Source organism: Paraburkholderia sediminicola (genome assembly GCF_046026675.1).
Classification (GTDB): domain Bacteria; phylum Pseudomonadota; class Gammaproteobacteria; order Burkholderiales; family Burkholderiaceae; genus Paraburkholderia; species Paraburkholderia sediminicola_F.
This window is the reverse complement of sequence record NZ_JAQQEY010000002.1, coordinates 1412448-1434880: the sequence shown is the minus strand read 5'-3', so window position 1 is coordinate 1434880 and position 22433 is coordinate 1412448. Positions and strand designations below refer to the sequence as shown.

At 59.9% G+C, this 22433-nt stretch carries 20 protein-coding genes; 9 read left to right on the top strand and 11 right to left on the bottom strand.

Features of this window, described 5'->3' with window-relative positions:
• Nucleotides 1-111 precede the first annotated feature (111 nt).
• Nucleotides 112-789, bottom strand: a complete 678-nt coding sequence (locus tag PQQ86_RS26110; protein ID WP_408273441.1) for a response regulator transcription factor — start codon at nt 787-789, stop codon at nt 112-114.
• Between the two features lie 161 nt (nt 790-950).
• Between PQQ86_RS26110 and PQQ86_RS26105 the strand changes: the two genes are divergently transcribed.
• The 3 genes from PQQ86_RS26105 (at nt 951) to PQQ86_RS26095 (ending at nt 3937) form a co-directional block, all read left to right on the top strand.
• Nucleotides 951-1634, top strand: a complete 684-nt coding sequence (locus PQQ86_RS26105) for a response regulator transcription factor (RefSeq protein ID WP_408273438.1) — start codon at nt 951-953, stop codon at nt 1632-1634.
• Nucleotides 1621-2976 (top strand): sensor histidine kinase, encoded by a 1356-nt coding sequence (locus tag PQQ86_RS26100; protein WP_408273436.1) that lies wholly within the window; start codon nt 1621-1623, stop codon nt 2974-2976. The genes PQQ86_RS26105 and PQQ86_RS26100 overlap by 14 nt, the downstream gene beginning before the upstream one ends.
• A gap of 235 nt (nt 2977-3211) precedes the next feature.
• Complete coding sequence (locus PQQ86_RS26095; RefSeq protein WP_408273433.1) at nt 3212-3937, top strand: MlaA family lipoprotein; 726 nt, start codon at nt 3212-3214, stop codon at nt 3935-3937.
• A gap of 165 nt (nt 3938-4102) precedes the next feature.
• On the opposite strand, the gene PQQ86_RS26090 is transcribed toward PQQ86_RS26095, so the two are convergent.
• From PQQ86_RS26090 to mdlC, 4 genes are all read right to left on the bottom strand, one after another.
• On the bottom strand, nt 4103-5239 hold the full coding sequence (locus tag PQQ86_RS26090; protein ID WP_408273430.1) for a porin: 1137 nt from the start codon (nt 5237-5239) through the stop codon (nt 4103-4105).
• 210 nt (nt 5240-5449) lie between these two features.
• Nucleotides 5450-6721, bottom strand: a complete 1272-nt coding sequence (locus tag PQQ86_RS26085) for an MFS transporter (protein WP_408279365.1) — start codon at nt 6719-6721, stop codon at nt 5450-5452.
• 300 nt (nt 6722-7021) lie between these two features.
• The gene (locus PQQ86_RS26080) at nt 7022-8473 is read right to left on the bottom strand and encodes an aldehyde dehydrogenase (RefSeq protein ID WP_408273428.1); all 1452 of its coding nucleotides are present in this window, start codon (nt 8471-8473) and stop codon (nt 7022-7024) included.
• A 54-nt stretch (nt 8474-8527) separates the two neighbouring features.
• Nucleotides 8528-10147, bottom strand: coding sequence for a benzoylformate decarboxylase (gene mdlC, locus PQQ86_RS26075; RefSeq protein WP_408273426.1), 1620 nt, complete (start codon nt 10145-10147; stop codon nt 8528-8530).
• 102 nt (nt 10148-10249) lie between these two features.
• Here mdlC and PQQ86_RS26070 point away from each other — a divergent pair, with 102 nt between their 5' ends.
• Nucleotides 10250-11158, top strand: a complete 909-nt coding sequence (locus PQQ86_RS26070) for a LysR family transcriptional regulator (protein WP_408273423.1) — start codon at nt 10250-10252, stop codon at nt 11156-11158.
• A gap of 145 nt (nt 11159-11303) precedes the next feature.
• Here PQQ86_RS26070 and PQQ86_RS26065 read toward each other — a convergent pair whose 3' ends face one another.
• On the bottom strand, nt 11304-11630 hold the full coding sequence (locus PQQ86_RS26065; RefSeq protein ID WP_408273420.1) for a DUF4148 domain-containing protein: 327 nt from the start codon (nt 11628-11630) through the stop codon (nt 11304-11306).
• 217 nt (nt 11631-11847) lie between these two features.
• The gene (locus tag PQQ86_RS26060; RefSeq protein WP_408273417.1) at nt 11848-12864 is read right to left on the bottom strand and encodes a GlxA family transcriptional regulator; all 1017 of its coding nucleotides are present in this window, start codon (nt 12862-12864) and stop codon (nt 11848-11850) included.
• 362 nt (nt 12865-13226) lie between these two features.
• Here PQQ86_RS26060 and PQQ86_RS26055 point away from each other — a divergent pair, with 362 nt between their 5' ends.
• The 5 genes from PQQ86_RS26055 to PQQ86_RS26035 all read left to right on the top strand — a co-directional run bounded on the left by PQQ86_RS26055 (nt 13227) and on the right by PQQ86_RS26035 (nt 17783).
• Entirely contained in the window at nt 13227-14180 is a 954-nt protein-coding gene (locus tag PQQ86_RS26055; RefSeq protein WP_408273414.1) for a choline ABC transporter substrate-binding protein, read from the top strand.
• A 71-nt stretch (nt 14181-14251) separates the two neighbouring features.
• Nucleotides 14252-15181 (top strand): 3-dehydrocarnitine:acetyl-CoA trimethylamine transferase CdhC, encoded by a 930-nt coding sequence (gene cdhC, locus PQQ86_RS26050; protein ID WP_408273411.1) that lies wholly within the window; start codon nt 14252-14254, stop codon nt 15179-15181.
• Between the two features lie 67 nt (nt 15182-15248).
• Nucleotides 15249-16214 carry an L-carnitine dehydrogenase gene (locus PQQ86_RS26045; RefSeq protein ID WP_408273408.1) on the top strand — a complete coding sequence of 322 codons (966 nt, stop codon included), beginning with the start codon at nt 15249-15251 and terminating at the stop codon, nt 16212-16214.
• Between the two features lie 104 nt (nt 16215-16318).
• The gene (locus PQQ86_RS26040; protein WP_408273405.1) at nt 16319-16843 is read left to right on the top strand and encodes a thioesterase family protein; all 525 of its coding nucleotides are present in this window, start codon (nt 16319-16321) and stop codon (nt 16841-16843) included.
• Nucleotides 16836-17783 carry an alpha/beta hydrolase gene (locus tag PQQ86_RS26035; protein WP_408279364.1) on the top strand — a complete coding sequence of 316 codons (948 nt, stop codon included), beginning with the start codon at nt 16836-16838 and terminating at the stop codon, nt 17781-17783. The genes PQQ86_RS26040 and PQQ86_RS26035 overlap by 8 nt, the downstream gene beginning before the upstream one ends.
• Before the next feature lie 20 nt (nt 17784-17803).
• On the opposite strand, the gene PQQ86_RS26030 is transcribed toward PQQ86_RS26035, so the two are convergent.
• The 4 genes from PQQ86_RS26030 to PQQ86_RS26015 form a co-directional block, all read right to left on the bottom strand.
• Entirely contained in the window at nt 17804-18646 is an 843-nt protein-coding gene (locus PQQ86_RS26030; protein WP_408273400.1) for an alpha/beta hydrolase, read from the bottom strand.
• A gap of 221 nt (nt 18647-18867) precedes the next feature.
• On the bottom strand, nt 18868-19644 hold the full coding sequence (locus PQQ86_RS26025; protein ID WP_408279363.1) for an NAD(P)H-dependent oxidoreductase: 777 nt from the start codon (nt 19642-19644) through the stop codon (nt 18868-18870).
• A 577-nt stretch (nt 19645-20221) separates the two neighbouring features.
• Nucleotides 20222-20971 (bottom strand): hypothetical protein, encoded by a 750-nt coding sequence (locus PQQ86_RS26020; RefSeq protein ID WP_408273398.1) that lies wholly within the window; start codon nt 20969-20971, stop codon nt 20222-20224.
• Between the two features lie 50 nt (nt 20972-21021).
• On the bottom strand, nt 21022-22014 hold the full coding sequence (locus tag PQQ86_RS26015; RefSeq protein ID WP_408273396.1) for a hypothetical protein: 993 nt from the start codon (nt 22012-22014) through the stop codon (nt 21022-21024).
• Between the last annotated feature and the right edge of the window lie 419 nt (nt 22015-22433).

Below are 22433 nucleotides of genomic sequence, written 5' to 3'. Positions count from 1 at the left end.
AGCGGGTCCTGTCGGCGCCTTCGCCCAATGATGAAAAAAATTTAATGCGCCGCAACACGCCGCCGCAGCGGGCATACAGGAGGACATCCACGTCGCCCCCGAAAGTGTCTTCTAAGGTGCCGGGTTCAGCACATAACCCGCACCCACCACGGTATGAATCAGCGCCACCGGAAAATCGCGATCCACCTTCGCCCGCAGCCGATGCATGTGCATATCAATGATATTGCCGCGCGGCTCGAAATCGTAATTCCACGCGGCCTCGAGCAGCATGCTGCGCGTCACGACCTGGCCCGCGCGACGCGCCAGGCATTCGAGCAACAAAAACTCGCGATGCTGCAGGCGCAGATCACGGCCGCCACGCGTCGCGGTTCGCGCCCGGGTGTCGAGCACCAGATCCGCGCATTCGAGGCGCTCGCTCATTCTGCTGCGATCCGCGCGCCGTGCGAGCGCCTCGATCCTCGCCAACACTTCGACGAAGGCATACGGCTTCATGAGGTAATCGTCGCAACCGGCGCGGATGGCCTCCACCCGCTCGTTCAGCCCGCCGACCGCGGACAGCATCAGAACCGGTGTGGTATCCCCGCCAGCGCGCAATTGCTGCACGAGAGCGATGCCGTCGAGCGCCGGCAGGAGCCGATCGGTCACAATCACGTCGTAAATGCCCTCGCGCGCGTAGGCGAGCCCGGTCGCGCCGTCGGCCACCGTGTCCACAATGAGACCGCTCTCGCTCAAGCCGCGCGCCAGAAAGTGGCTGGCGCGCGTATCGTCTTCAACCAGCAGGATTCGCATGCGCTAAACAGGTTGATGGGGACTTACATTAAAATTTTTTAATGTTGGCGCGAAACGCCTGTGCAGCTTCGCGCGGCATACTTCGCGACATCATAGGTACGAGCGTAGTGTATATGGCCGGCTCGCACAGATTCGCCGCGCGCTCACTTCTGGAAAAACGCATGTCAAACGTACTGGTCGTCGAAGACGACGAGCAAACCCTCGCGGAGATCGTTGAGGCGCTCACCGATCACGGCTGCAACGTACAGACCGCGAGCACGGGACGCGACGGTCTGATGCTTGCGGTCGCCAACAGTTATGACGCCATCGTGCTCGATCGCATGTTGCCTGGCGGACTCGAAGGGCTCGGCATGCTGGCGGCCTTGCGCAGCGCCGGCGTGCTCACGCCGGTGTTGATTCTGAGCGCACTCTCCGCGGTCGACGAACGTGTGCGCGGTCTGCGTGCCGGCGGCGACGATTACCTGACCAAACCGTTCGAGTTCATCGAACTGACCGCCCGGCTCGATGCGCTGATGCGCCGGCGCGAAGCGGCGCCCGGTGTACAGGAATATCAGGTCGGCCCGTTGCGTCTCGACCCGCTCAAACGCGAAGTGAGCTGCGCCGGCCGTCCGGTGCCGCTCCTGCCACGCGAATACCGGCTGCTCGAATACCTGATGCAGCATGAAGGCCAGGTGGTGAGCCGCACCATGCTGTTCGAGGCGGTATGGGATTACCGGCTCGACGAGCGGACCAATGTGATCGACGTGCACATCAGCCGCCTGAGAAAGAAGCTCGACCCGGACGGGACGGCTCCGATGATCGATACCGTGCGCGGTTCGGGGTACATGCTCCATGCGCCTGACTGACCTGCACCGCACCACCGGTTTTCGCCTCGCCACGCTGTTCCTGATGCTGTTCGGCGTGATCGCGATACTGTTGTTCGGCTACCTGTATCGAGAGATCACCGGCTTCGAACAGGAGCGCGTCGACGACTGGCTGATTCGTGAACACGCACAGTTGCAACGCGAAGAGCCGGACGAACTGGTCGCGCGATTCGAACATCAAAACCAGTTCGATCCGCGCCGTCAGCGCCCGTTCGGTCTGTTCGACGCGACCGGCAAACATCTTGCCGGCGGCTACGCAGGCGATCAACCCGCTATTCCGGTCTTCGACAAACCGTTCTCCATACGGCTGGCGAATCTGCCCGGTCATCCGCCCGGCCGATGCATCGCCGCGCGCGTGCCGGACAACCGCATCGCGTTGCAATGCCAGAATACCCGCGAGCTCGACCATTTCGACGAAGAACTGCTGCACGCTCTGCTTTCCACCGCCATGATCACGCTCGTGATCGGCCTGGTCGGGGCGAGCCTGATCGGCATTTCCGCAATGCGTCGGCTCGACGCGGTAACCGCCTCGATCGAGGAAATCGTCGCCGGCAATCTCAGCAGGCGTCTGCCGGTGCATTCGAAACGCGACGACGTGGATCGCCTCGTCGGCGTCGTGAACGGCATGCTCGACGAAATCGAACGACTCATGAACGAGGTCAAAGGCGTGTGCGATGCGATTGCACACGATCTGCGTACGCCGCTCACACGGATGCTCGGCGGACTCGAACGTGCGCAGCGCCGCGCCAAAACCGAATCGGAGTATCGCGCGGCAATCGATGAAACCATCGTCGAGACTAGTGGGCTACTGCGCACCTTCAATGCGCTGCTGCGCATTTCGGAAATCGAAAGCGGCGTGCGCCGCGCGGGATTCGCAACGGTCGATCTGGCTGCCGTCGCCGACGACGTATTCGAGTTCTACGATCCGACTGCCGAAGACAAGCAGATCGCCTTCGAACTTCAGCGAACGGTAGCCGGGCCGCTCGAGATCCAGGGTGATCCGAATCTGCTATTCGAGGCACTGGCAAATCTGGTGGAAAACGCCATCAAGTTCGCACCGCACGGCGGCCATGTGCGGATCGCGGTGTTCCGCGACAAGACTGGCGCAGGCATCACCGTTTCGGACGACGGGCCAGGCATCGCGCCCGCCGAACAGCAAGCGGTGCTACGGCGCTTTTATCGCGGCGAGGCAAGCCGTCACACGCCCGGCAGCGGGCTCGGGCTGAGCCTTGTACTCGCGGTGGCCGGCATGCACGGCATGTCGATCGTTTTCAAGGACACGACACCCGGATGTGAAGTCCTGTTGTACAAACCGACAGAGTAGTGTCGCGTGCAGAGTGCGTGCGCCCGGCGTCAAGACCAACTGATCCGGAAGCCGTCTGCTTCGATCAGAACGATTCATGCAGTGCTAGCGGTAAGGAACCGCAATGTACTCGCCAAGTGTCCCGTAAGTGGCCGGTAAGTGTTCCGGTCGCACCATCCATCGACAGTCCTTCGCCACGGCCGCCGCGCTGCATGGCTAGTACCTCTTTTGTCATTCTTGTACCGGGAGTCCCCCGATGAAAAGGCGCGATCTGAATTCACTGGCGCTCGCCACCACGGTGCTTCTTTCATCGGGATGCGCGACGGGGCCCGGGCGCACCGCAGGCGACCCGCTTGAACCGATGAACCGGACCATCTACTCGTTCAACGACAAGATCGACAGATACGCGGTCAAACCAGTAGCAACCGCCTACCAGAAGGTGACGCCGACACCCGTTCAGACGGCAGTCCGGAATTTCTTTTCCAATCTCGGCGATATCGGCAACTTTGCCAATGACCTGCTGCAACTGAAAGCGACAGACGCGAGCGAGGATGTAGTGCGCTTTGCGTTCAACTCCACCTTGGGGATTGGCGGCCTGATCGACTGGGCGACGCCTGCGGGCTTGCCCAGGCACCATCAGGATTTCGGCCTGACGCTTGCGCACTATGGCGTACCGATTGGGCCATATCTGGTGATGCCGTTGTTTGGCCCGAGCAGCGTGCGGGATGTCAGCGACGTCGCGGCAGGCGTTCTGCTCAACCCGTTCGGGGCCGCACCAGTTGCCGTTCAGGTGTCGGTGAGCGGCACTCGTATTGTCAGCAAACGCGCCGATCTTCTAAGCGCCTCGGACCTGCTTTCACAGGCCGCGATCGATCCCTATTCGTTCACTCGCGACCTCTACCTGCAGAGGCGCCGTATTCTTTCGACGAAATCCGGCGACGCCGACAAGTTGCCGGACTACCCGGATCCCTCACCTCAATAGCTGCCGGATCAGTACTGTCGTGTAGATCCACCCATGGAGCGTTACATGGATGCACTATTTCCCGACACCGCCCCACCTCGCTCGATTCTCTTATCTAGATCATCATGAAGCAGAAATAGAAGCGCCCCTATGACAGGTCAGCAATAGCTGACATCCGTGCATCGCTCAAAACGAATGGCGAATGCCGGCCATCACGCCGAGTTGCCCGATGCCCGGCGCCGGCGTTGTTCCTCCACCGCCCTGGCTCACCGTATAAGCGGCATGTGGGCTATTGAAAAGATACGCACCCTGCAGGTAAACCGCGGAACGCTTCGACAACAGATACGTGGTGCGTAGCGCCGCGATTGTGCCGCGAGTATCGTCGGCGCGATTGATGATGCGGTACACGCCGCCGTCCAGGATGAAGGCAGGCGTCACGTTATACGCTGCCGTGACGTAATACAGATTCGAGCGCACGTCCGGCAATGCCGGAGACACAGTCTCGACGTGACGGCCAAGCCAACCCGCCCCGAGTTTTACCGGGCCGATGTGTCCGTAGCCGTTCAATTGCATTCGCACGTCCTTGTCGCCGGATTGTGTCAGCGCAAAAGGTGCCGTGCCGTCATACAGGTTCGCGGCCGCGCCCGGGCCACCGCGTTGTTCGTCGTAGGCGCCCGCCACGCCGTAGCCGTTCATGTCATAACGCAGCATCGTCGACCATTCGCGGCAACTCTGCGAACTGCCCGGAATCGACCCCACACAAGTGCCCTGTCCCGGCGAATTTCCAGTACCTGCTGAATCGCGGCCGAACGAATAGGTCGCACCAAACGTAAAGCCCGAGAACGTGCCTTTATACGCAATCGTGTTGTCACTGCGCGCGCTCGGCATGTACTGATCGAACGATCCCGTGCCGCCATAAATGTCCGGGCCGAGCAGATCGGAATCGAGTATCGCCCAATAGGTCATCGTGTACTGGCGGCCGAAAGTCAACGTACCGTAGGGACTCTCGATACCCACAAAGGCCTGGCGGCCAAACATCCGGCCACCCTGATTGAGCGTGCCGGCTTTGGTGTTAAAGCCGCTTTCCAGTACGAAGACCGCGGACAACCCACCGCCCAATCCCTCCTTGCCGCGAATCCCCCAGCGCGACGGAAATTCGCCGGTAATGCCCGGCATCCGCACGACGCTATCGCCCGCCGCGTTTGCATGCGTGACCAGTTCGATGCCGGTATCGATGATCCCGTACAACGTCACGCTGCTCTGCGCGAACGACGAAGCGCCGATACCGAGCAACATACTGCCCAAAGCGAGTTTGTATTTCATTATCTCCGAGTCTCCTGGACTAGTGCTTTGTGTAAGCGCACACCAAGCCGTATGCGGCCCGCACGCAGCGTTTTTATGTAGCGATACTAATGATAGACGTGACGATACCGACCGCTATTCAAGCCGCCCGATACGCTAAAGATTGACTGCGTCAGATAGCGGCGATCCGCGTGTCACACCCGATCACCGCAATTCAGGATCTTGCGTCCCTCAACCGCCCGGCTTCGGAATATGGCGTTTGACCACCATCAGAGCGACCATCACGATCACCATCGCGATACCGAGCATCCACAGGTATGACGAAGCACCGCCGGCCGTAATCACCACCGCACCCGCGAACGCGCTGGCAATCGCGCCGAGCCGGCCGAACGCCAGCGCCGATGCCGTACCGGTTGCACGCACACGGGTTGGATAGACATAAGCGCACAACGCAAACATCGTCGACTGGACCGCGTTGACAAACAGGCCGTGCACGCCAAGACCGAAGATCAGCAAACCGGTGTGGTCGGAGATATTCACACCGAGCAGCACCAACGCGCTCGCCGCACCACCCGCGCTGCAGAGAATCAACGGCCAGCGCGAACCGGTACGAGCGATCACCACCGCGCACAGCAACGCGCCGACCACACCGCCGAGGTTGTACGCGGTAAGCCCCGCCCCCGCCACCGACACGGACAAACCCTGCGTGCTCAGCATCGTCGGCAGCCAGCTGAAGGCGCTATAGACGGCCAGCAGGCACATGCAGAACGCGCACCAGATCGCCACCGTATCGAGCGCCAGGCCCTCGCGGAACAACGCGGTAAAGCCCGTGTGTTTTTCAACAGCCTGTTCGCGCGAGTCGGTAAACACGCAGCCGCTGGCCACCGGCCGCGACATCCGGCCAAGCAGGCGTTTAAGCTCCGGCCAGCGCTGCGGGTGCCGGGTGAGAAAGCGCGGCGACTCGGGCAACGTGAAGAGCAGCAACACGCCGAGCGCGAGAGGCAGCACGCCGCCGATCATGAACAAGCCGCGCCATCCGTACGTCGGCAGAATTTCATGCGCGAACAATCCCGCCACCATGCCGCCGAGCGGCACGCAGACGATTGTCGCGGTGACCGCCAAGGTGCGACGGCGAGCCGGCGTGAACTCCGCGGTCATGGTCGTCGAACTCGGCAACGCGCCGCCGATGCCGAGGCCGGCGATAAAGCGCAGCAAGGCAATCGTCACAATGTCGGGTGCGAAGCTGATGCCGCAGGTGGCAGCGCCGAACACCAGCACGCTGCCGATCACCGCCCAGCGGCGACCAAAGCGATCGGCCAGCAGCCCGGCACACGCGCTGCCGATACCCATCCCGATCAAACCGGCCGCGACCACCGGCGCAAAAGCCGCGCGTGTGACGCCCCATTCCTTGATCAGCACCGGAATCGCAAAGCCAATCAACTGGCTATCGAAGCCGTCCAGAACGATCGACAAGGCCGCGAGAAACACCACGATCTTCTGCATCGTGGTGTAAGGGCCTTCGTCGAGCGTGCGGCCGATATCGATGGCATAGCGCCCCTCCTCGGCTCCCGCCTGATGGCCGGCAAGTGGCGCATTGGCCTCGCCGGTTGCCGCACTGGCCGAGCCGGCCGGCGGTACATAACTGGTCATGAAGCTGTCTCCTGGTTTGTGTGCGCGATCTGAGCGCCGCGCTTTTGAAGTCACGTTTTTTAGTCAGTATGTGAGCGAGCGAACGGCTTCTGACATTGCCGTTTCGCGCAAAAGCCATGACATGTATGCATGGCTTTCACGGCACTCCGCCCTTCAGAACGGGTAATGACGCGGCGTGGTCTGCACCGTAATCCAGCGCAAATCCGTAAACTCAGCGATCCCCGCCTGCCCACCGAAGCGTCCAAAGCCGCTGCCTTTGACGCCGCCAAACGGCATTTGCGCTTCGTCGTGAACGGTCGGCCCGTTGACGTGGCAGATACCCGATTCGATGCGCCGCGCGACATTCATCGCGCGCGCGATATCGCGGCTGAACACCGCCGACGAAAGCCCATACTCGTTATCGTTCGCACAGGCCACAGCTTCGTCTTCGCCGTTGACACGCACGATGCCCTTCACAGGCCCGAAAGATTCGTCGCCATAGATGCGCATGGCAGGTGTGACGTGGTCGAGCAGCGTGGCGGGCATCAAGGTGCTGTCCGCCTTGCCGCCGCAGACGAGCGCGGCGCCTTTGGCCAGGGCGTCGTCTATCAGCGCATTGCAGCGTTCCACCGTGCTCATGTCGACGACCGATCCCAACACGACCGGCCCTTTACGTGGGTCGCCGAGCGGCAGGCCGCGTGCTTTCTGCGCGAGCTTTGCAACGAACTGATCGGCGATCCTTTCGTCGACGAGGATCCGTTCCGTCGACATGCAGATCTGCCCCGAGTTGGCGAACGCGCCGAATGCAGCGGCGTTGACGGCTGCATCGAGATCCGCGTCGTCGAGCACGATCAATGGCGCTTTTCCGCCGAGTTCCAGCACCGACGGTTTCAGATAGCGCGCACACGTGGCCGCGATAATCTTGCCCACATGCGTGGAGCCGGTGAAATTGACACGCCGGACTTTCGGATGCGCGATCAATGCCTCGACGACCGCCCCTGCATCGGCCGGCGCATTGGTGACGAAGTTCACCACGCCCCTCGGCAAGCCCGCTTCCTGCAGCACTTCGATAATCAGTCCGTGTGTGCCGGGGCAGACTTCCGACCCCTTCAGCACGACCGTATTGCCACATGCGAGCGGCAACGCAATCGCACGCACGGCGAGGATCACCGGGGCGTTCCACGGCGCGATGCCCAGCACGACGCCGGCCGGTTGGCGCACGCCCATCGCAAGACTGCCGGGCACGTCGGACGGGATCAGCTCGCCACCGATCTGCGTAGTGAGCGCCGCCGCTTCCATCAATCCGCCGGCGGCGAGATGCACATTGAACCCCGCCCACATTGCCGACGCGCCCGTCTCCGCTGCCATCACCGCGGCGAACGCCTCGCTGCGCGCTTCCAGCGCATGCGCGGCCTTCATCAGCAGCGCGCGGCGCTCGCTCGGCCCTAGCGCGGACCATGCCGGAAACGCCGCTGCTGCGGCATCGGCAGCGGCTACCGCGTCGGCACCCGTCGCCGCGGGAGCACGCGTCGCGACTTTGCCGTCGAGCGGATTGCGGCGTTCGAAAGTGGCGCCGTTACTCGCTTGCACGGCTGCGCCGTTGATCAGCATCGAAATACTCTGCATCGTCCTGTCTCCTGCGGAAAGTTTTATGAATGCGGGCGCGACGCTCGCCTGAGCTCAAGCCACGATGACTTCGACCAGCATCGGTCCGGATGACGCCAACGCGTCGCGCAGCACGTCATGCAGGCGTTCGGCGTCGGTCACGCGCGTGCCCTGGCAACCCATGCCTGCAGCAAGCACTACGAAATCGAGTCCGGGCAGATCAGTGCCTTGTACGGGATCGCTCGCACCAAAGCCGAATTCCGGGGCAAAATCCTGCAACGCGGCATAGCGTGAATTGTTCAGGATCACGAATGTGATCGGCAATTTCATCTGCACGGCGGTATAGATGGCCTGGATCGAATACATGCTGGAGCCGTCGCCGATCAGGCCAATCACGCGCGTGCCGGGCTTCGCCAACGCCACGCCGACAGCGGCCGGCATGCCATAACCGAGGCCGCCGCTATCCATCGTGTAGAAGGTGCCGCTGCGCGTGAACGGCAAATAGTTCTGCATGACCGGCCGCGAACTCGGCGCCTCCTCGACCACGATATCGTCAGCATGGCGCACCTCGGCGAGGGTCTGCAACGCGAACGCCACCGACATCAATGGAGACGGCTCTGCGCGCGGCGATGCTGCGCGCGGCGCGGGCAAGGGGCGCGTCTGCGGCGCGGGCCGCGTCAGCAGATCGGCCACGCCGAGGCGAATATTGCCGACCACCGCGGTGCCTGTCGGCGCCCACGCCGCAATAGCCGGATCGTCGATCAACTGACACAGCGTTGCGCCGGCAGGCAGATGCGGACCGTGTCCTTCGACGTGATACGTGAAGGCCGGTGCGCCGATCGCGAAGATCAGGTCATGGCCGCCGAGCAGTTCGACGATCTTCTCGCGCATGGCCGGCAAGAAACCGGCGAACAGGCGGTGGTCTTCGGGGAACGCGCAGCGACCTGTCATCGGCGCGACGAACACGCGGGCGTGGTGGCGTTCGGCGAGACGCACGACTTCGTCCCAACCGCCGGCGCGGTCGACAGCGCCGCCCACCACGAAAGCCGGACGGTCGCAGCCATCGAGCGCCGCGCCGATCTGCTCCAGCACGAACGGCTCCGGCCTCGTCTCGGTACTCACTACGCGCGCCGGCACCGGCTCGGCTGCACGGTCCCAATCGTCGACGGGAATCGACACCAGCACCGGCCCGCGCGGCTCCTGCATCGCCACGTGATAGGCTCGCGCGATCGCCAGTGGCACGTCTTCGGCGCGTGCCGGTTCGATGCTCCATTTGACGTACGGCTTCGGCAATTCGGTGGCTTGCGTCGACGCGAGGAACGGGTCGAACGGCAGAATCGAGCGGGCCTGCTGCCCGGCGGTAATCACGATCGGCGTGCGATTGCGGAACGCGGTGAAGATGTTGCCCATCGCATTGCCCACGCCCGCCGCCGAGTGCAGATTGACGAACGACGCGTTGCGGGTGGCCTGCGCATAACCGTCGGCCATGCCAACCACGACTGCTTCCTGCAAACCCAGCACGTAACGGAAATCTTGCGGGAAATCGCGGAACAACGGCAATTCCGTCGACCCCGGATTGGCGAACACCGATGTCATGCCAAGGCGCCGCATGAGATCGATGACGGCGTGGCGCACGGTGAAAGGTACGTGTTGAGAAGATCCCGATGCGTCTGAACGGGGCGCGTTGCTGGTCATCCGTGTCTCCTGTTGATGAGCGCCGTTTCTTGAAGGCTCATTATCGGAAGCTCAAGGTTGATTGAAAATTGCCTTTTTTGAGAAAAGGCATTACTTTTGCGCATGACTTTCAATCTTCAGCAATTGCACGCGTTTGCAACCATCGTCGCGAGCGGCAGCCTGGGCCGTGCCGCGGAAGTGCTGCACGTCACGCAACCCGCGCTGAGCCGCACCATCAAGCGGCTCGAGGATCAGGTTGGCGCACCGCTGTTCGAACGGCACTCGAAGGGTATGCAGCTTACTGCGATCGGCAGCGCGCTGCTGCCGCACGCCACGCTGCTGCAACGCGAAGCCGATCACGCGCGCGAGGAGATCGACGCGATGCGCGGCCTCGCGAAAGGGACGATTCGCGTCGGCGCGGTGGCGAGCATCGCGACGCTCGTCCTGCCGCTCGCAGTGAGCGGCGTGCTCGCGCGCTGGCCGAATCTGCGTGTGGAGATCATGGAGGGGGTATGGGACCGGCTTGCGGACAGTCTGATGAAACACGAGATCGACCTCGCGCTCAGCATGGCGGTGCCCGACACGGATGAGATTGCGGCGATTGCGGATTGCAGATGGGAAGACACGAGCTATGTGGTCGCAGCGCTCGATCACCCGCTGCGAAACAAGACGGACTTATCGCTTGCCGACACGCTCGATCAGCAATGGTGTGTGCCGCCGCGTGGGACGGGTCCGTTCGAGCATATGCAGCACGTGTTCGCCGAGCATGGGCTCGGCATGCCGCAAATAGCCGTCGAGACACGCTCGATCACGGTGCTGAAAAGCCTGGTCACGCGCGCGGGATTTCTGAGCTGGATGGCGACGCCAATGTACGACACCGAAAGCGCGGCCGGCGTGTTCGATACGCTGCCGATTCCTGGTCTCGTCGCACGCCGTACGTTGACGGCGTTTCGACGCCGTCAGGGGATTTTGCCGAGTCCGGCGGTGAAGCTGCTGGAGCAACTCAGGCAGTTGACTGCCGTTCAGGGCTAAATGCCCGCATGAAGCTAAGCGCGCCGACCGCCTCGTTCAACACTCAATAGCACAGCGGCCCCCTTTCACATTGAAGTGAAAGCGGGGCCGCTGTATATCGCTATCAATCAAGCGGGCGCGAGACTACCGCTCGAGCCACCGCCTATTAATGACCGAAGTTGGCAACCGGAGCCGAATACGAGCTCGGCGTCGTTTCGGTATGGCTGCCTGCTTGCGACGAGCCGTTCGTAGCTGAACCATAACCGCTGGTTTGAGCGACGCCGTTTTGTGCCGCAACGCGGGCCTCGGCAGCCTGAATGTTTGCCGGGTAATCATCCGCATTCGACAAAGCCGGGTTGTAGCCGGCTTTTTCCAGCTGCACCAGCTCCGCACGCACCTGGGCGCGGGTCACCGGCTGATTGGATTGAGCAAAAGCAGCGAGCGGCGCAGTAATGAGAGCGGCGATAACAACAGCTTCGATCAGGGATTTCATGACGACTACCTCCAGAGATTGTTTTTTGCCGGGCTGCAAACCTGTTTGTTTGCAGCCAGTGACGACAGTCTAGGAGGTAGCATATATAGGGTAAACCCCTAATAAACGAATTCACTGTTGCTAGAAACGGCACAATTGCCGTGAACGCTTGCTGAAATAGGGGTCGTCAAGCCGGCAATTCAGGCTCCCAATGTTTGAGGTCTCGCGCGCAACGAAGTCAGTTTTCCAACAATACGGGAGCCGATGCCTGGGTTGCCTCGCTCGAAGACAATATCGCGCTGCCATTTCTGCCGCCCATCACCTGCCTGTCACTTCTCGGACTCACGCCGAACCGCGCGCGATACGTCCGCGAAAAATGCGAGGGCGACTCGAAGCCGCAGGCGACGCAAATCGAGGTGATCGACATGTCGGTCTGCTGCAGCAACTCGCGCGCACGGGTAAGCCGCAGTTGCAGATAGAAATGCGTCGGCGTGTCCTTCAGCAACGCGCAGAACAACCGCTCCAGTTGCCGCCGCGTCACGCTGATTTCCTCTGCGAGTTGGTCAGGCGTAAGCGGCTCTTCCATATGCTGCTCCATAGCGCCGATCACCTGAATAAGCTTGCGGTTGTGCACACCGTAACGCGCCGCAATTTCCATCCGCTGATGATCCGAACGCTGCCGGATCCGGCTCACGACGAACTGTTCCGACACCGCCGAGGCCAACGCTGCGCCGTGCTTGCGGCCGATCAGGTCCAGCATCATGTCGATCGACGCCGTGCCGCCCGCACAGGTGATGCGCCGAGCGCCGATCTCGAACAGTTCCTGGCTTGCGTTCAGCGTGGGATAGCGCTCGCTGAACGCCGACAACGCTTCCCAATGCACGGTCACGCTGTCCGTGCTGCTCAGGAGTCCGGCTTCCGCAAGGATAAAGCTGCCCGTGTCGATGCCACCGAGCGTCGCGCCGGCGCGCTCGAGCCGCTTCAGGCAATCGCCGAGCACGCGCGTATAGCAGGCGAGCGGCTCGAAGCCCGCGACGACGAATACCGTTTGCGCCTCATGGACATCGGCGATTGCCGCTTCTGCATTGATCGATATACCGTTACTGGCCGCGACCGGCGCGCCGTCGAGACTCAGAATGCGCCAGCGGTAGAGATCGCCGCGAAAGCGGTTCGCCACGCGCAAAGGCTCGACCGCCGACATGAAGCCGATCGCCGAAAAGCCAGGCAGCAGCAGGAACGACATATCTTCGGGCATCGTGCAGATGACTCGATCAGGGACACAGGGGGACACAAGCCGCAAGCGAACGCGGGGTTCCGGGCGAGCGTAGCAAGCAGCGCGCAAGCCGGCAAGGCACATCAAAATTCGCCGCTGCAAATCGATGCTGCATCGCAATGACGACCGATGCTGGTTTTCCCTCGTTGTCGCGTGGGAGCAAGAACGGGTCGCTGGCGGTCGCTTTGGCGAGAATATGGGGCATTAACGTTACGTCACTCGTGCAGCTCAAGCTCTGCTCAAACATGACGCGAGCCGTATCGCGCAGATCCGGGGGCCGCTCGGTTTTTTTCGCCGCGGCTATTTCGTAACACGCTGTTTAACGTGTCCGAAGGGGGAACATCATGAAGTTACGCGTCAAAGCCCTGCTTGCCCATCTTGCCTGTCTGGCAGCCGTCGTCGCAACGTCGCCGGCACTCGCACAGGATCCCTCCACCTGCCGTGCGGTGCATTTTGCCGACATCGGCTGGACCGACATCACGTCGACCACGGCGCTCGCTTCGACCGTATTCGAGGGACTCGGCTATCAGCCTGTGACGACCGTCGCGTCGGTGCCGATTTCGTTCGCGGGCCTGAAGAGCAAACAGCTCGACGTATCGCTCGGCTACTGGTGGCCCGTGCAGGAGAAAGCGATTACACCGTTCATCGATTCGAAATCGATTCAGGTGTTACAACCGCCTAACCTGACTGGCGCTAAAGCGACCTTCGCCGTACCGGGCTACGAATACGACGCCGGCCTGAAGACGTTCGCCGACATCGCCAAACATCGCGATCAGCTCGACGGCAAAATCTATGGCATCGAACCCGGCAGCAGCGCGAACGCGGCGATTCAGAAAATGATCGCCAGCAATCAGTTCGGCCTCGGCGATTTCAAGCTGATCGAATCGAGTGAAGCGGGCATGCTGGTTTCGGTGGATCGCGCCATTCGCGCGAAGAAATGGGTGGTATTCCTCGGCTGGGAACCGCATCCGATGAATATCCAGATCGACATGAAATACCTCACCGGCAGCGAGGGCGTATTCGGTCCGAACGATGGCGAAGCGCGCGTTTATACGCTGACGTCCCCTGACTTTCTGACGCGTTGCCCAAACGCGGGCAAGCTCGTGAGCAATCTGCGCTTTTCGACGCAACTGGAGAACGTGGTGATGCAATCGGTGATGAACAAGGAGAAGCCCACCGATGCCGCCAAAGCGTATCTGAAGAAGAACCCGCAAGTACTGGATGCGTGGCTCGCAGGCGTGAAGACGTATGACGGTAAAGACGGCTTGCCGGCGGTGAAGGCCTATCTCGGGCTTTGACGGGGCCGCCCAGGCGCTGTCCGGCTTGCATCCATCCAGTCGCGTATTTCAATCCACAGGAACTAGCACGCATGAATCATGAAGTCATCGTGACCTGCGCGGTCACCGGCGCGGGCGATACCGTCGGCAGGCATCCCGCCATCCCCGTGACGCCGAAACAGATCGCCGAAGCTGCTATCGAAGCTGCGAAGGCCGGCGCCACAGTCGCACACTGCCACGTGCGCGATCCGAAAACCGGCCGCGGCAGCCGCGATCTGCAGTTGTATCGCGAGGTTGTCGACCGGATCCGCTCGTCGGGCACCGACGTGATCATCAATCTGACAGCGGGCATGGGCGGCGATCTCGAGATCGGTCCCGGCGAAGACCCGATGCGCTTCGGCGCGGGAACCGACCTCGTCGGCGGATTGACGCGGCTCGCGCACGTCGAGGAACTGCTGCCGGAAATCTGCACGCTCGATTGCGGCACGCTCAATTTCGGCGACGGCGACTACATCTATGTGTCGACGCCCGCCCAATTGCGAGCCGGCGCGCGGCGTATCCAGGAACTCGGCGTGAAGCCGGAGCTGGAGATCTTCGATACCGGGCATCTTTGGTTCGCAAAGCAATTGCTCAAGGAAGGCTTGCTCGATGCGCCGCCGCTGTTTCAGATCTGCCTGGGCATTCCATGGGGCGCGCCCGCCGATACCACGACGATGAAAGCGATGGCGGACAGCCTTCCGCCTGGCGCGCAATGGGCCGGCTTCGGCATCGGCCGCATGCAGATGCCGATGGTCGCGCAGGCGATGCTCCTCGGCGGCCACGTGCGTGTTGGCCTTGAAGACAACATCTGGCTCGACAAAGGCGTGCATGCAACGAACGGTACGCTGGTGCAACGCGCGGTCGAGATCATCGAACGGCTCGGCGGCCGCGCGCTGACACCCGCGGAAGGACGCCGCAAACTCGGCTTGCCCGCGCGTGGCGAGCGGCAGTTGGAGCGGCGTGCGGCTGGACAGTATGCGTGAGTATGTCGCGTGCTTCATATAGCGCGCTGCGAAACCTGAGAACTCATAGGCAAAGGAAACATCAGCAATGGCTGTGATCGTCGATATCAAAACATTTGCGGCAATCGGCGCGGGCGTGATCGGCAGCGGCTGGGTCGCGCGCGCACTCGCGCACGGGCTCGACGTCGTCGCGTGGGACCCCGCTCCTGGCGCGGAGAAACAGTTGCGCGAGAACATCGCGAATGCCTGGCCGGCCTTGGAGCGCGTCGGCCTCGCCGAGGGCGCCACGCCCGACAGATTGCGTTTCGTCGATACGATTGAAGCCTGTGTCGAACGGGCGGACTTCATTCAGGAAAGCGCGCCCGAACGCGAAGAATTGAAGCTCGCGTTGCACGAGCAGATCAGTCGTGCGGCGAAGCCGGATGCGATCATCGCTTCATCCACTTCCGGCCTGCTGCCGAGCGATTTCTACGCGCGGGCGGTGAATCCGCAGCGCTGCATCGTCGGGCATCCGTTCAACCCGGTGTATCTACTGCCGCTCGTCGAAGTGCTCGGCGGCGAACGTACCGCACCGGCAACCATCGACGCCGCGATGCAGATTTATCGCTCACTGTCGATGCGACCGCTTCTCGTACGCAAGGAAGTACCCGGCTTTATCGCCGACCGTTTGCTCGAAGCGCTGTGGCGCGAGGCGTTGCATCTGGTCAACGAAGGCGTGGCAACCACGGGCGAAATCGACGATGCGATCCGCTTCGGCGCGGGCATCCGCTGGTCGTTCATGGGCACGTTCCTGACCTACACCCTGGCGGGCGGCGATGCGGGTATGCGCCACTTCATGCAGCAGTTTGGACCGGCTTTGGAGCTGCCGTGGACTAAACTGGTGGCGCCGCAGCTCACTGACGAATTGATCGACCGGGTGGTGGACGGAACGTCTGAACAAGTCGGGCAGCGCTCGATCAAGCAGCTTGAACGCTATCGGGACGATTGCATTACGAGCGTGCTGGCGGCGATTGGAGCAGCCAAGGCGCGGCACGGCATACTTCCCGCAGAGTGAGACGGTGTGCCGGAAGACGCCGCGCCCCGCTCCGCCAGGATGCGTCGGCGGCACAAGATAGCTGCGGCCAGCACCGTCCATAGGGATAAAGGAAACGATTGCATATGTCTACGCCGCACCACGCGTCACTGCCCTGCTATCGCGACGTCGTGCGCGCCGAGTGGGTCGACTACAACGGCCATTTGCGCGACGCGTTTTACATGCTGATTTTCAGCTTCGCGACGGACGCGTTGATTGATGTGATCGGACTGCCTGATTCGGTGCGCAAGCAACGTGGCCGCTCGATCTATACGCTCGAAGCGCATATCAACTACCTGCATGAAATCAAGGAGGGCGTGCAGGTTCGCGTCGATATACGCCTGCTTGGGCACGATGCGAAGCGGCTGCATCTGTACCTCGAAATGTTCGCTGGCGATGGCGTTGAGCCCGTGGCCGCGGGCGAACAGATGCTGCTGCACGTCGATACCAGCGGGCCGCGCGCTGTTGCCTTCGACCCGGATGTCGAGGCGCACGTGCGGGCGTTGGCAGAAGCGCATACTGTGTTGCCGGCGGCCAGGTTTGCAGGCCGCGTGATCGGCTTGCCTGTCAAGGCGCCGCGTATTGGTAGCGAGGGGAATGAGCGTGCTTGAGCCCGAGATCGCTGCGTTCATCGAACGGACCGCTGCCATCTATGCGGGGCATTCGACTTCATTGCCGCCGAGCGAACAGCGCGCGATTTACGATCGCTATGCCGCGGCACTCACGCCGCCTTTGCCAGCCGATGTGATAACCGAAGACGCTGTGTTTCGCGCGAGCGCCGGGCATCTGATCAGGCTGCGACTTTATCGGAATCGTAGAAAGGCGAGCGGGACACCTGTCGGCACCGTGTTGTACTTTCACGGCGGCGGCTTCGTGCTCGGCTCGTTGGATAGTCATGAGATCGTAACCGCACGAATTGCCGCGGATACCGGACTCGATGTGATTGCGGTCGATTACCGGCTGGCTCCCGAACACCGCGCTCCGGCAGCGCATGAGGATTGTCTGGAGATTACGCTCGCCGCACTGGCCGGCCAGTTGCCGTTCGATTCGCTCTCACATGGCGCACTGCAGTTAGCGGGTGACAGTGCCGGCGCCACGCTCGCTGCCAGCGTCGCGATGCGGTTGCGCGATGACGGTGTTCAAGGCGTGCGCGGACTTGCGCTGGTCTATCCAATGCTTGGCACCGAGCCGCAAATGCCCGCGCGCGAACGCGAAGCGCATGCGCCGATGCTCACGCTTGCCAATGTCCGTGCGTTTCGCGATCTGTATTGGGGCGAACGGCCGCCCTATCCTGCGTGGACGATACCGCTCGATGCGGCACGCTTCGACCGACTCCCGCCGACACTTGCCGTAGGTGTTGAACACGATCCGTTACGGGACGACGCGAGGGTATTTGTCGAACGCGTTAATGCGGCCGACGGACAGGCCCGGTTATGGATTGGGACCGGACTCGTACATGGGTGCTGGCGTGCGCTCGAATCGAGTCCCGGCGTACAGGCAATGCATCACACTGTCTGCCAGTTTCTAGGTGAGCATTCAGGCATGCAGTGATGGCTCCAGCCATGCACGCTTCACGTCTGTGCCGCTGCGCCACTCCGCTTGAATGAACTGGCAAAGAACAGCACCTGGTATTGCACCGCATTCGACCAATACTTCCACGTATGGCCGCCAGGCCGCTCCGCGTAATCATGCGGCACGCCCAACTCGACAAGCCGCGCATGCAGCATCCGGTTCGACTGAACAAGCGAATCGTTCACCCCGCAATCGATCGTCAGCGCAATATGCGCATTTCCGAAATTGCGCGCGTTCTCAACAATCGCTTCGTTGTTCCAGAAGTCGGCGTGACGAGTCGGATCCCCAAATACCTGATCGATCCCGGGTTCATCCTCGCACCCGCGCGGATCGACCGCTCCGCTAATACTTCCTGCGGCGCCGAATTCGTCCGGCCGGTCTAGCGCGATATGCAGCGCCCCGAAGCCGCCCATACTCAATCCCGTAATCGCGCGCGCCTGGCGTGTCGCAATCGTGCGGAAATGCGTGTCGATATATCCGACGACTTCTGTACCTACATAAGTTTCGTAACGGCTGCGCGGATCGACAGGGCTGTCGATATACCAGCTCTCGTGACCGCCGTCCGGCATGACAAGGATCACGTGATAGCGGTCGGCCAGTTTGCCGATGTGCGAATTCGTGGTCCAGTCGGTGTAGTCGCCGCCTGAGCCATGCAGCAAATAGACGACGGGAAAGCGATCGGCCGCTTTGCCATGCGTGTATTGGTCAGGCAGCACCACCGTCGCCTCGAACGACTTGTGCATGGCTGCGCTGGGAATGGTGACGACCCGGGACTGGAACGCCCAGACCGGGTTCGTGAAAAGCAGCGTCAGAATGAGCCAGAACGCACGATTCATTTTCATGGTTTGTCGCTCTCCCCCTTTCTATGTGTCCAAAGAACACTGTCTGGCATCTAGCGGCAAAATTCTGTCAACGACTCTAACAACGGCGACTTACAACCAAATTTCAACGAAGCATACGGTCCCGTCAGCTTGGCGCCATTCCAGGGGGAGCTGGAGCGGCCCAAACCAAACGTCTATTTAACGGTTACGCCCTGCGCACGCATGTGGGGAACGCAACGCATCTATTCAATATGTGCTGAAAAGCCAACCTGATCCGTAGCAACATCAGGTCGCAATGTAAGCGCCGGGATGTCATATGCACCGGCGTTCTGCGGGCGAAACGGTATCGGCGCAGTCTTCCAGAGGTGATCGAGACGTTGACCGAGCGCATCACGCACTTCTGCAAATCGCGCTGCGTCGATGCGGCTTGTCCGATGGATCACGAACGGTGGCAAAACGTCGAAACCGGGGTAATACAGAACGCCGTGCTGGATGGGGAACAGGACATCGTCGATCGGACCGTTGATACCACGCGGGCTGTAATGTGACTCCCAGCCACCTGTTGTCACGACCAGCATCGCCCGCTTGCCCGCCATGCTGCCTTCCCCGTAACGGTCGCCCCAGCGCGCGTCGGAATGTTCCCCGACGCCATACGCGAAGCCATATGCATAGACGCGCTCCACCCAGCCTTTCAGGATCGCAGGCATCGAGAACCACCACAGCGGAAACTGCAGAATCACTGCATCCGCCCACTTCAGCTTCTCCTGTTCGAGTGCGATGTCCTGGCTTTGCCGTCCGTCCTTGAAAGCACGCTTCGAGTCGAGAGAAGGATCGAAACGCGCGCCCGGTTGCCTGTCCAGGCTGTCGTTGGCATCGAGCGATGCTTTCCAGTTCATCGCATACAGATCGGATACCTGGACAACGTGTCCGGCATCCTCGAGACGCTTGACTGAAAAGTCCTTAAGGGACCCGTTCAACGACCGGGGTTCCGGATGTGCATAGACGAGAAGAATATTCATGACCTGACCTCCATTGCAAGAAAGCACCACGATAGGTCTCCTGCCGGTATATTGGAAATGAATAACCAACATGTCAGGTATTGCCATGAATAATCTCAGAAGACTGGATCTCAACCTGCTGGTGACACTCGTGTTCACCCACAAAAAAGTTGGAAAAGAAAAACAATAAAAACCGAAAAGGTAGCCGGTTAAAAGCCCAATAAAAATCGAAATTGGAAAGGCAACTGAAAGACTTGAGGATACGCCCGCCAAAATTCTCACCCAAAGCGGCAACCAAGCTGTGGCGAGGGTCGTTGTGTAGTGGTCAAGCAAGCTCCATCGGCGTGTGCGGTCGGTGACGCCTTCACCGATGAATGACCGCTTCTTTGAATGTCGCTTCATCGGCCATAGCCGACATTGGGACGGACTGGGTGCTACGTGAGCAATGTGGATAACTGCAGTCGGCGGGCCGGTTAGGCTGCCGAATGATCGTTTGCCGAATTGTTGCCCCGAATTGCTCCGACCCATTCAGGGCGTTTTCGCCCGAAATTGTGCGGCGCGTCATACCGTTGAATCTGGTTAAACGCGCGCCCTGCGCTTATTTCCATACCGGCGCCGGATTAGCCCGTAGTATTGCGAACACGAATGTAAAAGCCGTTCCGAAAAGGGCAAGTACTCCTGCGAGAAGTGCCGTTTTGACAGCCGTGTCCAAGCGCTCCCATCTGGTGCGATTAAGCCGGTTTTTCCCGCGATACGCCGCCGTCGCTTGTCCGGTGACGTGGAGTTGACCTACTTCGTCAAAGGAGGCCTGCAAATCAGCTTCAGGAATGTTCAACGCTTCGAGCGGTGCTAACTGCTGTTTAGCATCGTTCACCAACATGCTTTTCACGCCGCTACGTACAATCAAACCGCTGATCCTTCCGCTGTCTGACATATCCAACATGTCGCGAGCCGGCACATTCTCAAGGCGGATGTCACCATGCACGTTGCTGATAATCAGCGGCGCTTTACCGTCACCGTAGTAGACCGTCGACTCTGCTTCGGGTTTCAGCTCAAGGATGATCCCGGACAAGATGCTATCTGCATTCACGCTGACCTTGGTTTCTTCTACGCCTCTGGTCAAAGTTGCAGCCCGACACAATGAATTTTTTCCTTCGCTCATCTTCACAGCCGGCGCAAGTGCGATTGAGAATTTACGGTTATCTGCTGTGAAATTGATATTTCGAACAGATTTATTTATATTTCCATTTTTACCGATATTCAACAAGTAGATATTGATAAATGCATTGAATTTGTTGTGGGCGCTAAAAATTCGAAGAGTCGAATCATCCCCGGCCAGTACGTCCAAGGATTTTTTCCCTTTCTCCTCTGTTAGCCAAAACTGGGTACCATTATTGTTTATAAATTGTGATTGCAAACCATCGTTTTTTTTAATTCAATTGAACTTGCCCCTGCATCGGTAACCAGATCGATTTTTCTGACATCCATTAAATCAAAACGGTTTCCAGCATCACTAATCTTGCTCGCTTGATCGGAGCTGACGCAGCCGGAAAAAAATTTCAAGGAAATATCAAATTTTTCAGGTCTTTCATCTTTACTCCAAGTCAGAGTCTGTGGGGCGTCAATGATCGTTGCCGTGAGATTAGAGTTAAGATTCGCACGATGAGAAAGTACACCAAAAGGTTTGTCCTCTGATTTCTCTGTCGAACCCCGAACGTCATGTGGTTTCGTGTTTTTAATGTAGAAGGTACTCACGTCCTTCGATAGAACTAAGTCAAGGTCACTTGGTGTTAGTTTGAAAAACAATGTGACCACATTGAACAGCACAAAAACAGCAAGCAAGCCGATACCGGGCGGCATTGCGAAGGATAGCAGTTGGGTCGCCCAGCGCGCGCTTTGGCTAAATGTCAGAATCCACTCGTTGAATTTGAGCAGAATGAGTACGATGCCTCCTATGAGCGCTCCACCTACGAGATTAGCAGTAGCGCATTGCCATAAATCTGCTCTTTCTGCATTCGGCGCGGTAAAGAAATATCCCCATACATCAAGCGCGGTCAATGCAATAAAGAAATACCCGAAAGAAAGAAGAAAAATATCTCTTGTTGTTTTTAAGCGATAAGCAATTGCAACAAACACCAGCGCGACAACGCTTAACTCAAGATTTTGAAGATTAAATAACCAATCTTGAAATTTTTGAACTTCAACTAAGTTGTCGCCATAAATAGATGAGTAAACGGAAGGTTCTCCGCTATTCAGAATGGCGAACGAATACATTTGCAATGCTGGACCTAAGCTTAGAATTAGGCCGAGCCCCAGCGAGAAAGAAAGAAGATGTGCTAGCAGAGCCTTACGGTTGTATAGTCCGGTTAATGAAAATGCCGGCTTGAACATAAAAATTTCCCTTACTTATTTTGATATTTACTTCCTCGCACGTCATTCTAATTGAATGCGTTAGGGAAGTCGGTCGCTTAAGCGAAGACGCCCGAATATTTTCGTTGGTTTGATGCAGATCGCATGGATTCACCCGGTCTGTTTCCTCAGGGACGTCACGACCGCATTCGCTTATGGGGGCTATCTTACTTTAATCCGGCTTTCGAACCCTGCCACAACGACTCCGGACGTGCTGATAGATTCTAGCGGATGTCTTCGCGGAGCATCGTCTCTAACGAACGGTGCGCAAACACGGTGTCGGCACGCCGGCGAAGACTGCAGCAGCCCTTATTGCGAAGACCGAAGCGGAAGGTGACATAGAACCCAGTCCACCCGAATGACGGCAATGGCCGAACAAAGGTCACTCATCACATTACTTT

Bases quoted from the DNA above. Each gene is read 5' to 3' on its own strand.
- PQQ86_RS26070 (WP_408273423.1), top strand. From the start codon at position 10,250: ATGACTTTCAATCTTCAGCAATTGCACGCGTTTGCAACCATCGTCGCG.
- PQQ86_RS26060 (WP_408273417.1), bottom strand. From the start codon at position 12,864: ATGCCCGAAGATATGTCGTTCCTGCTGCTGCCTGGCTTTTCGGCGATC.
- PQQ86_RS26090 (WP_408273430.1), bottom strand. From the start codon at position 5,239: ATGAAATACAAACTCGCTTTGGGCAGTATGTTGCTCGGTATCGGCGCT.
- PQQ86_RS26095 (WP_408273433.1), top strand. From the start codon at position 3,212: ATGAAAAGGCGCGATCTGAATTCACTGGCGCTCGCCACCACGGTGCTT.
- PQQ86_RS26105 (WP_408273438.1), top strand. From the start codon at position 951: ATGTCAAACGTACTGGTCGTCGAAGACGACGAGCAAACCCTCGCGGAG.
- mdlC (WP_408273426.1), bottom strand. From the start codon at position 10,147: ATGACCAGCAACGCGCCCCGTTCAGACGCATCGGGATCTTCTCAACAC.
- PQQ86_RS26040 (WP_408273405.1), top strand. From the start codon at position 16,319: ATGTCTACGCCGCACCACGCGTCACTGCCCTGCTATCGCGACGTCGTG.
- cdhC (WP_408273411.1), top strand. From the start codon at position 14,252: ATGAATCATGAAGTCATCGTGACCTGCGCGGTCACCGGCGCGGGCGAT.
- PQQ86_RS26055 (WP_408273414.1), top strand. From the start codon at position 13,227: ATGAAGTTACGCGTCAAAGCCCTGCTTGCCCATCTTGCCTGTCTGGCA.
- PQQ86_RS26015 (WP_408273396.1), bottom strand. From the start codon at position 22,014: ATGTTCAAGCCGGCATTTTCATTAACCGGACTATACAACCGTAAGGCT.
- PQQ86_RS26085 (WP_408279365.1), bottom strand. From the start codon at position 6,721: ATGCAGAAGATCGTGGTGTTTCTCGCGGCCTTGTCGATCGTTCTGGAC.
- PQQ86_RS26030 (WP_408273400.1), bottom strand. From the start codon at position 18,646: ATGAAAATGAATCGTGCGTTCTGGCTCATTCTGACGCTGCTTTTCACG.
- PQQ86_RS26025 (WP_408279363.1), bottom strand. From the start codon at position 19,644: ATGAATATTCTTCTCGTCTATGCACATCCGGAACCCCGGTCGTTGAAC.
- PQQ86_RS26045 (WP_408273408.1), top strand. From the start codon at position 15,249: ATGGCTGTGATCGTCGATATCAAAACATTTGCGGCAATCGGCGCGGGC.
- PQQ86_RS26100 (WP_408273436.1), top strand. From the start codon at position 1,621: ATGCGCCTGACTGACCTGCACCGCACCACCGGTTTTCGCCTCGCCACG.
- PQQ86_RS26065 (WP_408273420.1), bottom strand. From the start codon at position 11,630: ATGAAATCCCTGATCGAAGCTGTTGTTATCGCCGCTCTCATTACTGCG.
- PQQ86_RS26110 (WP_408273441.1), bottom strand. From the start codon at position 789: ATGCGAATCCTGCTGGTTGAAGACGATACGCGCGCCAGCCACTTTCTG.
- PQQ86_RS26080 (WP_408273428.1), bottom strand. From the start codon at position 8,473: ATGCAGAGTATTTCGATGCTGATCAACGGCGCAGCCGTGCAAGCGAGT.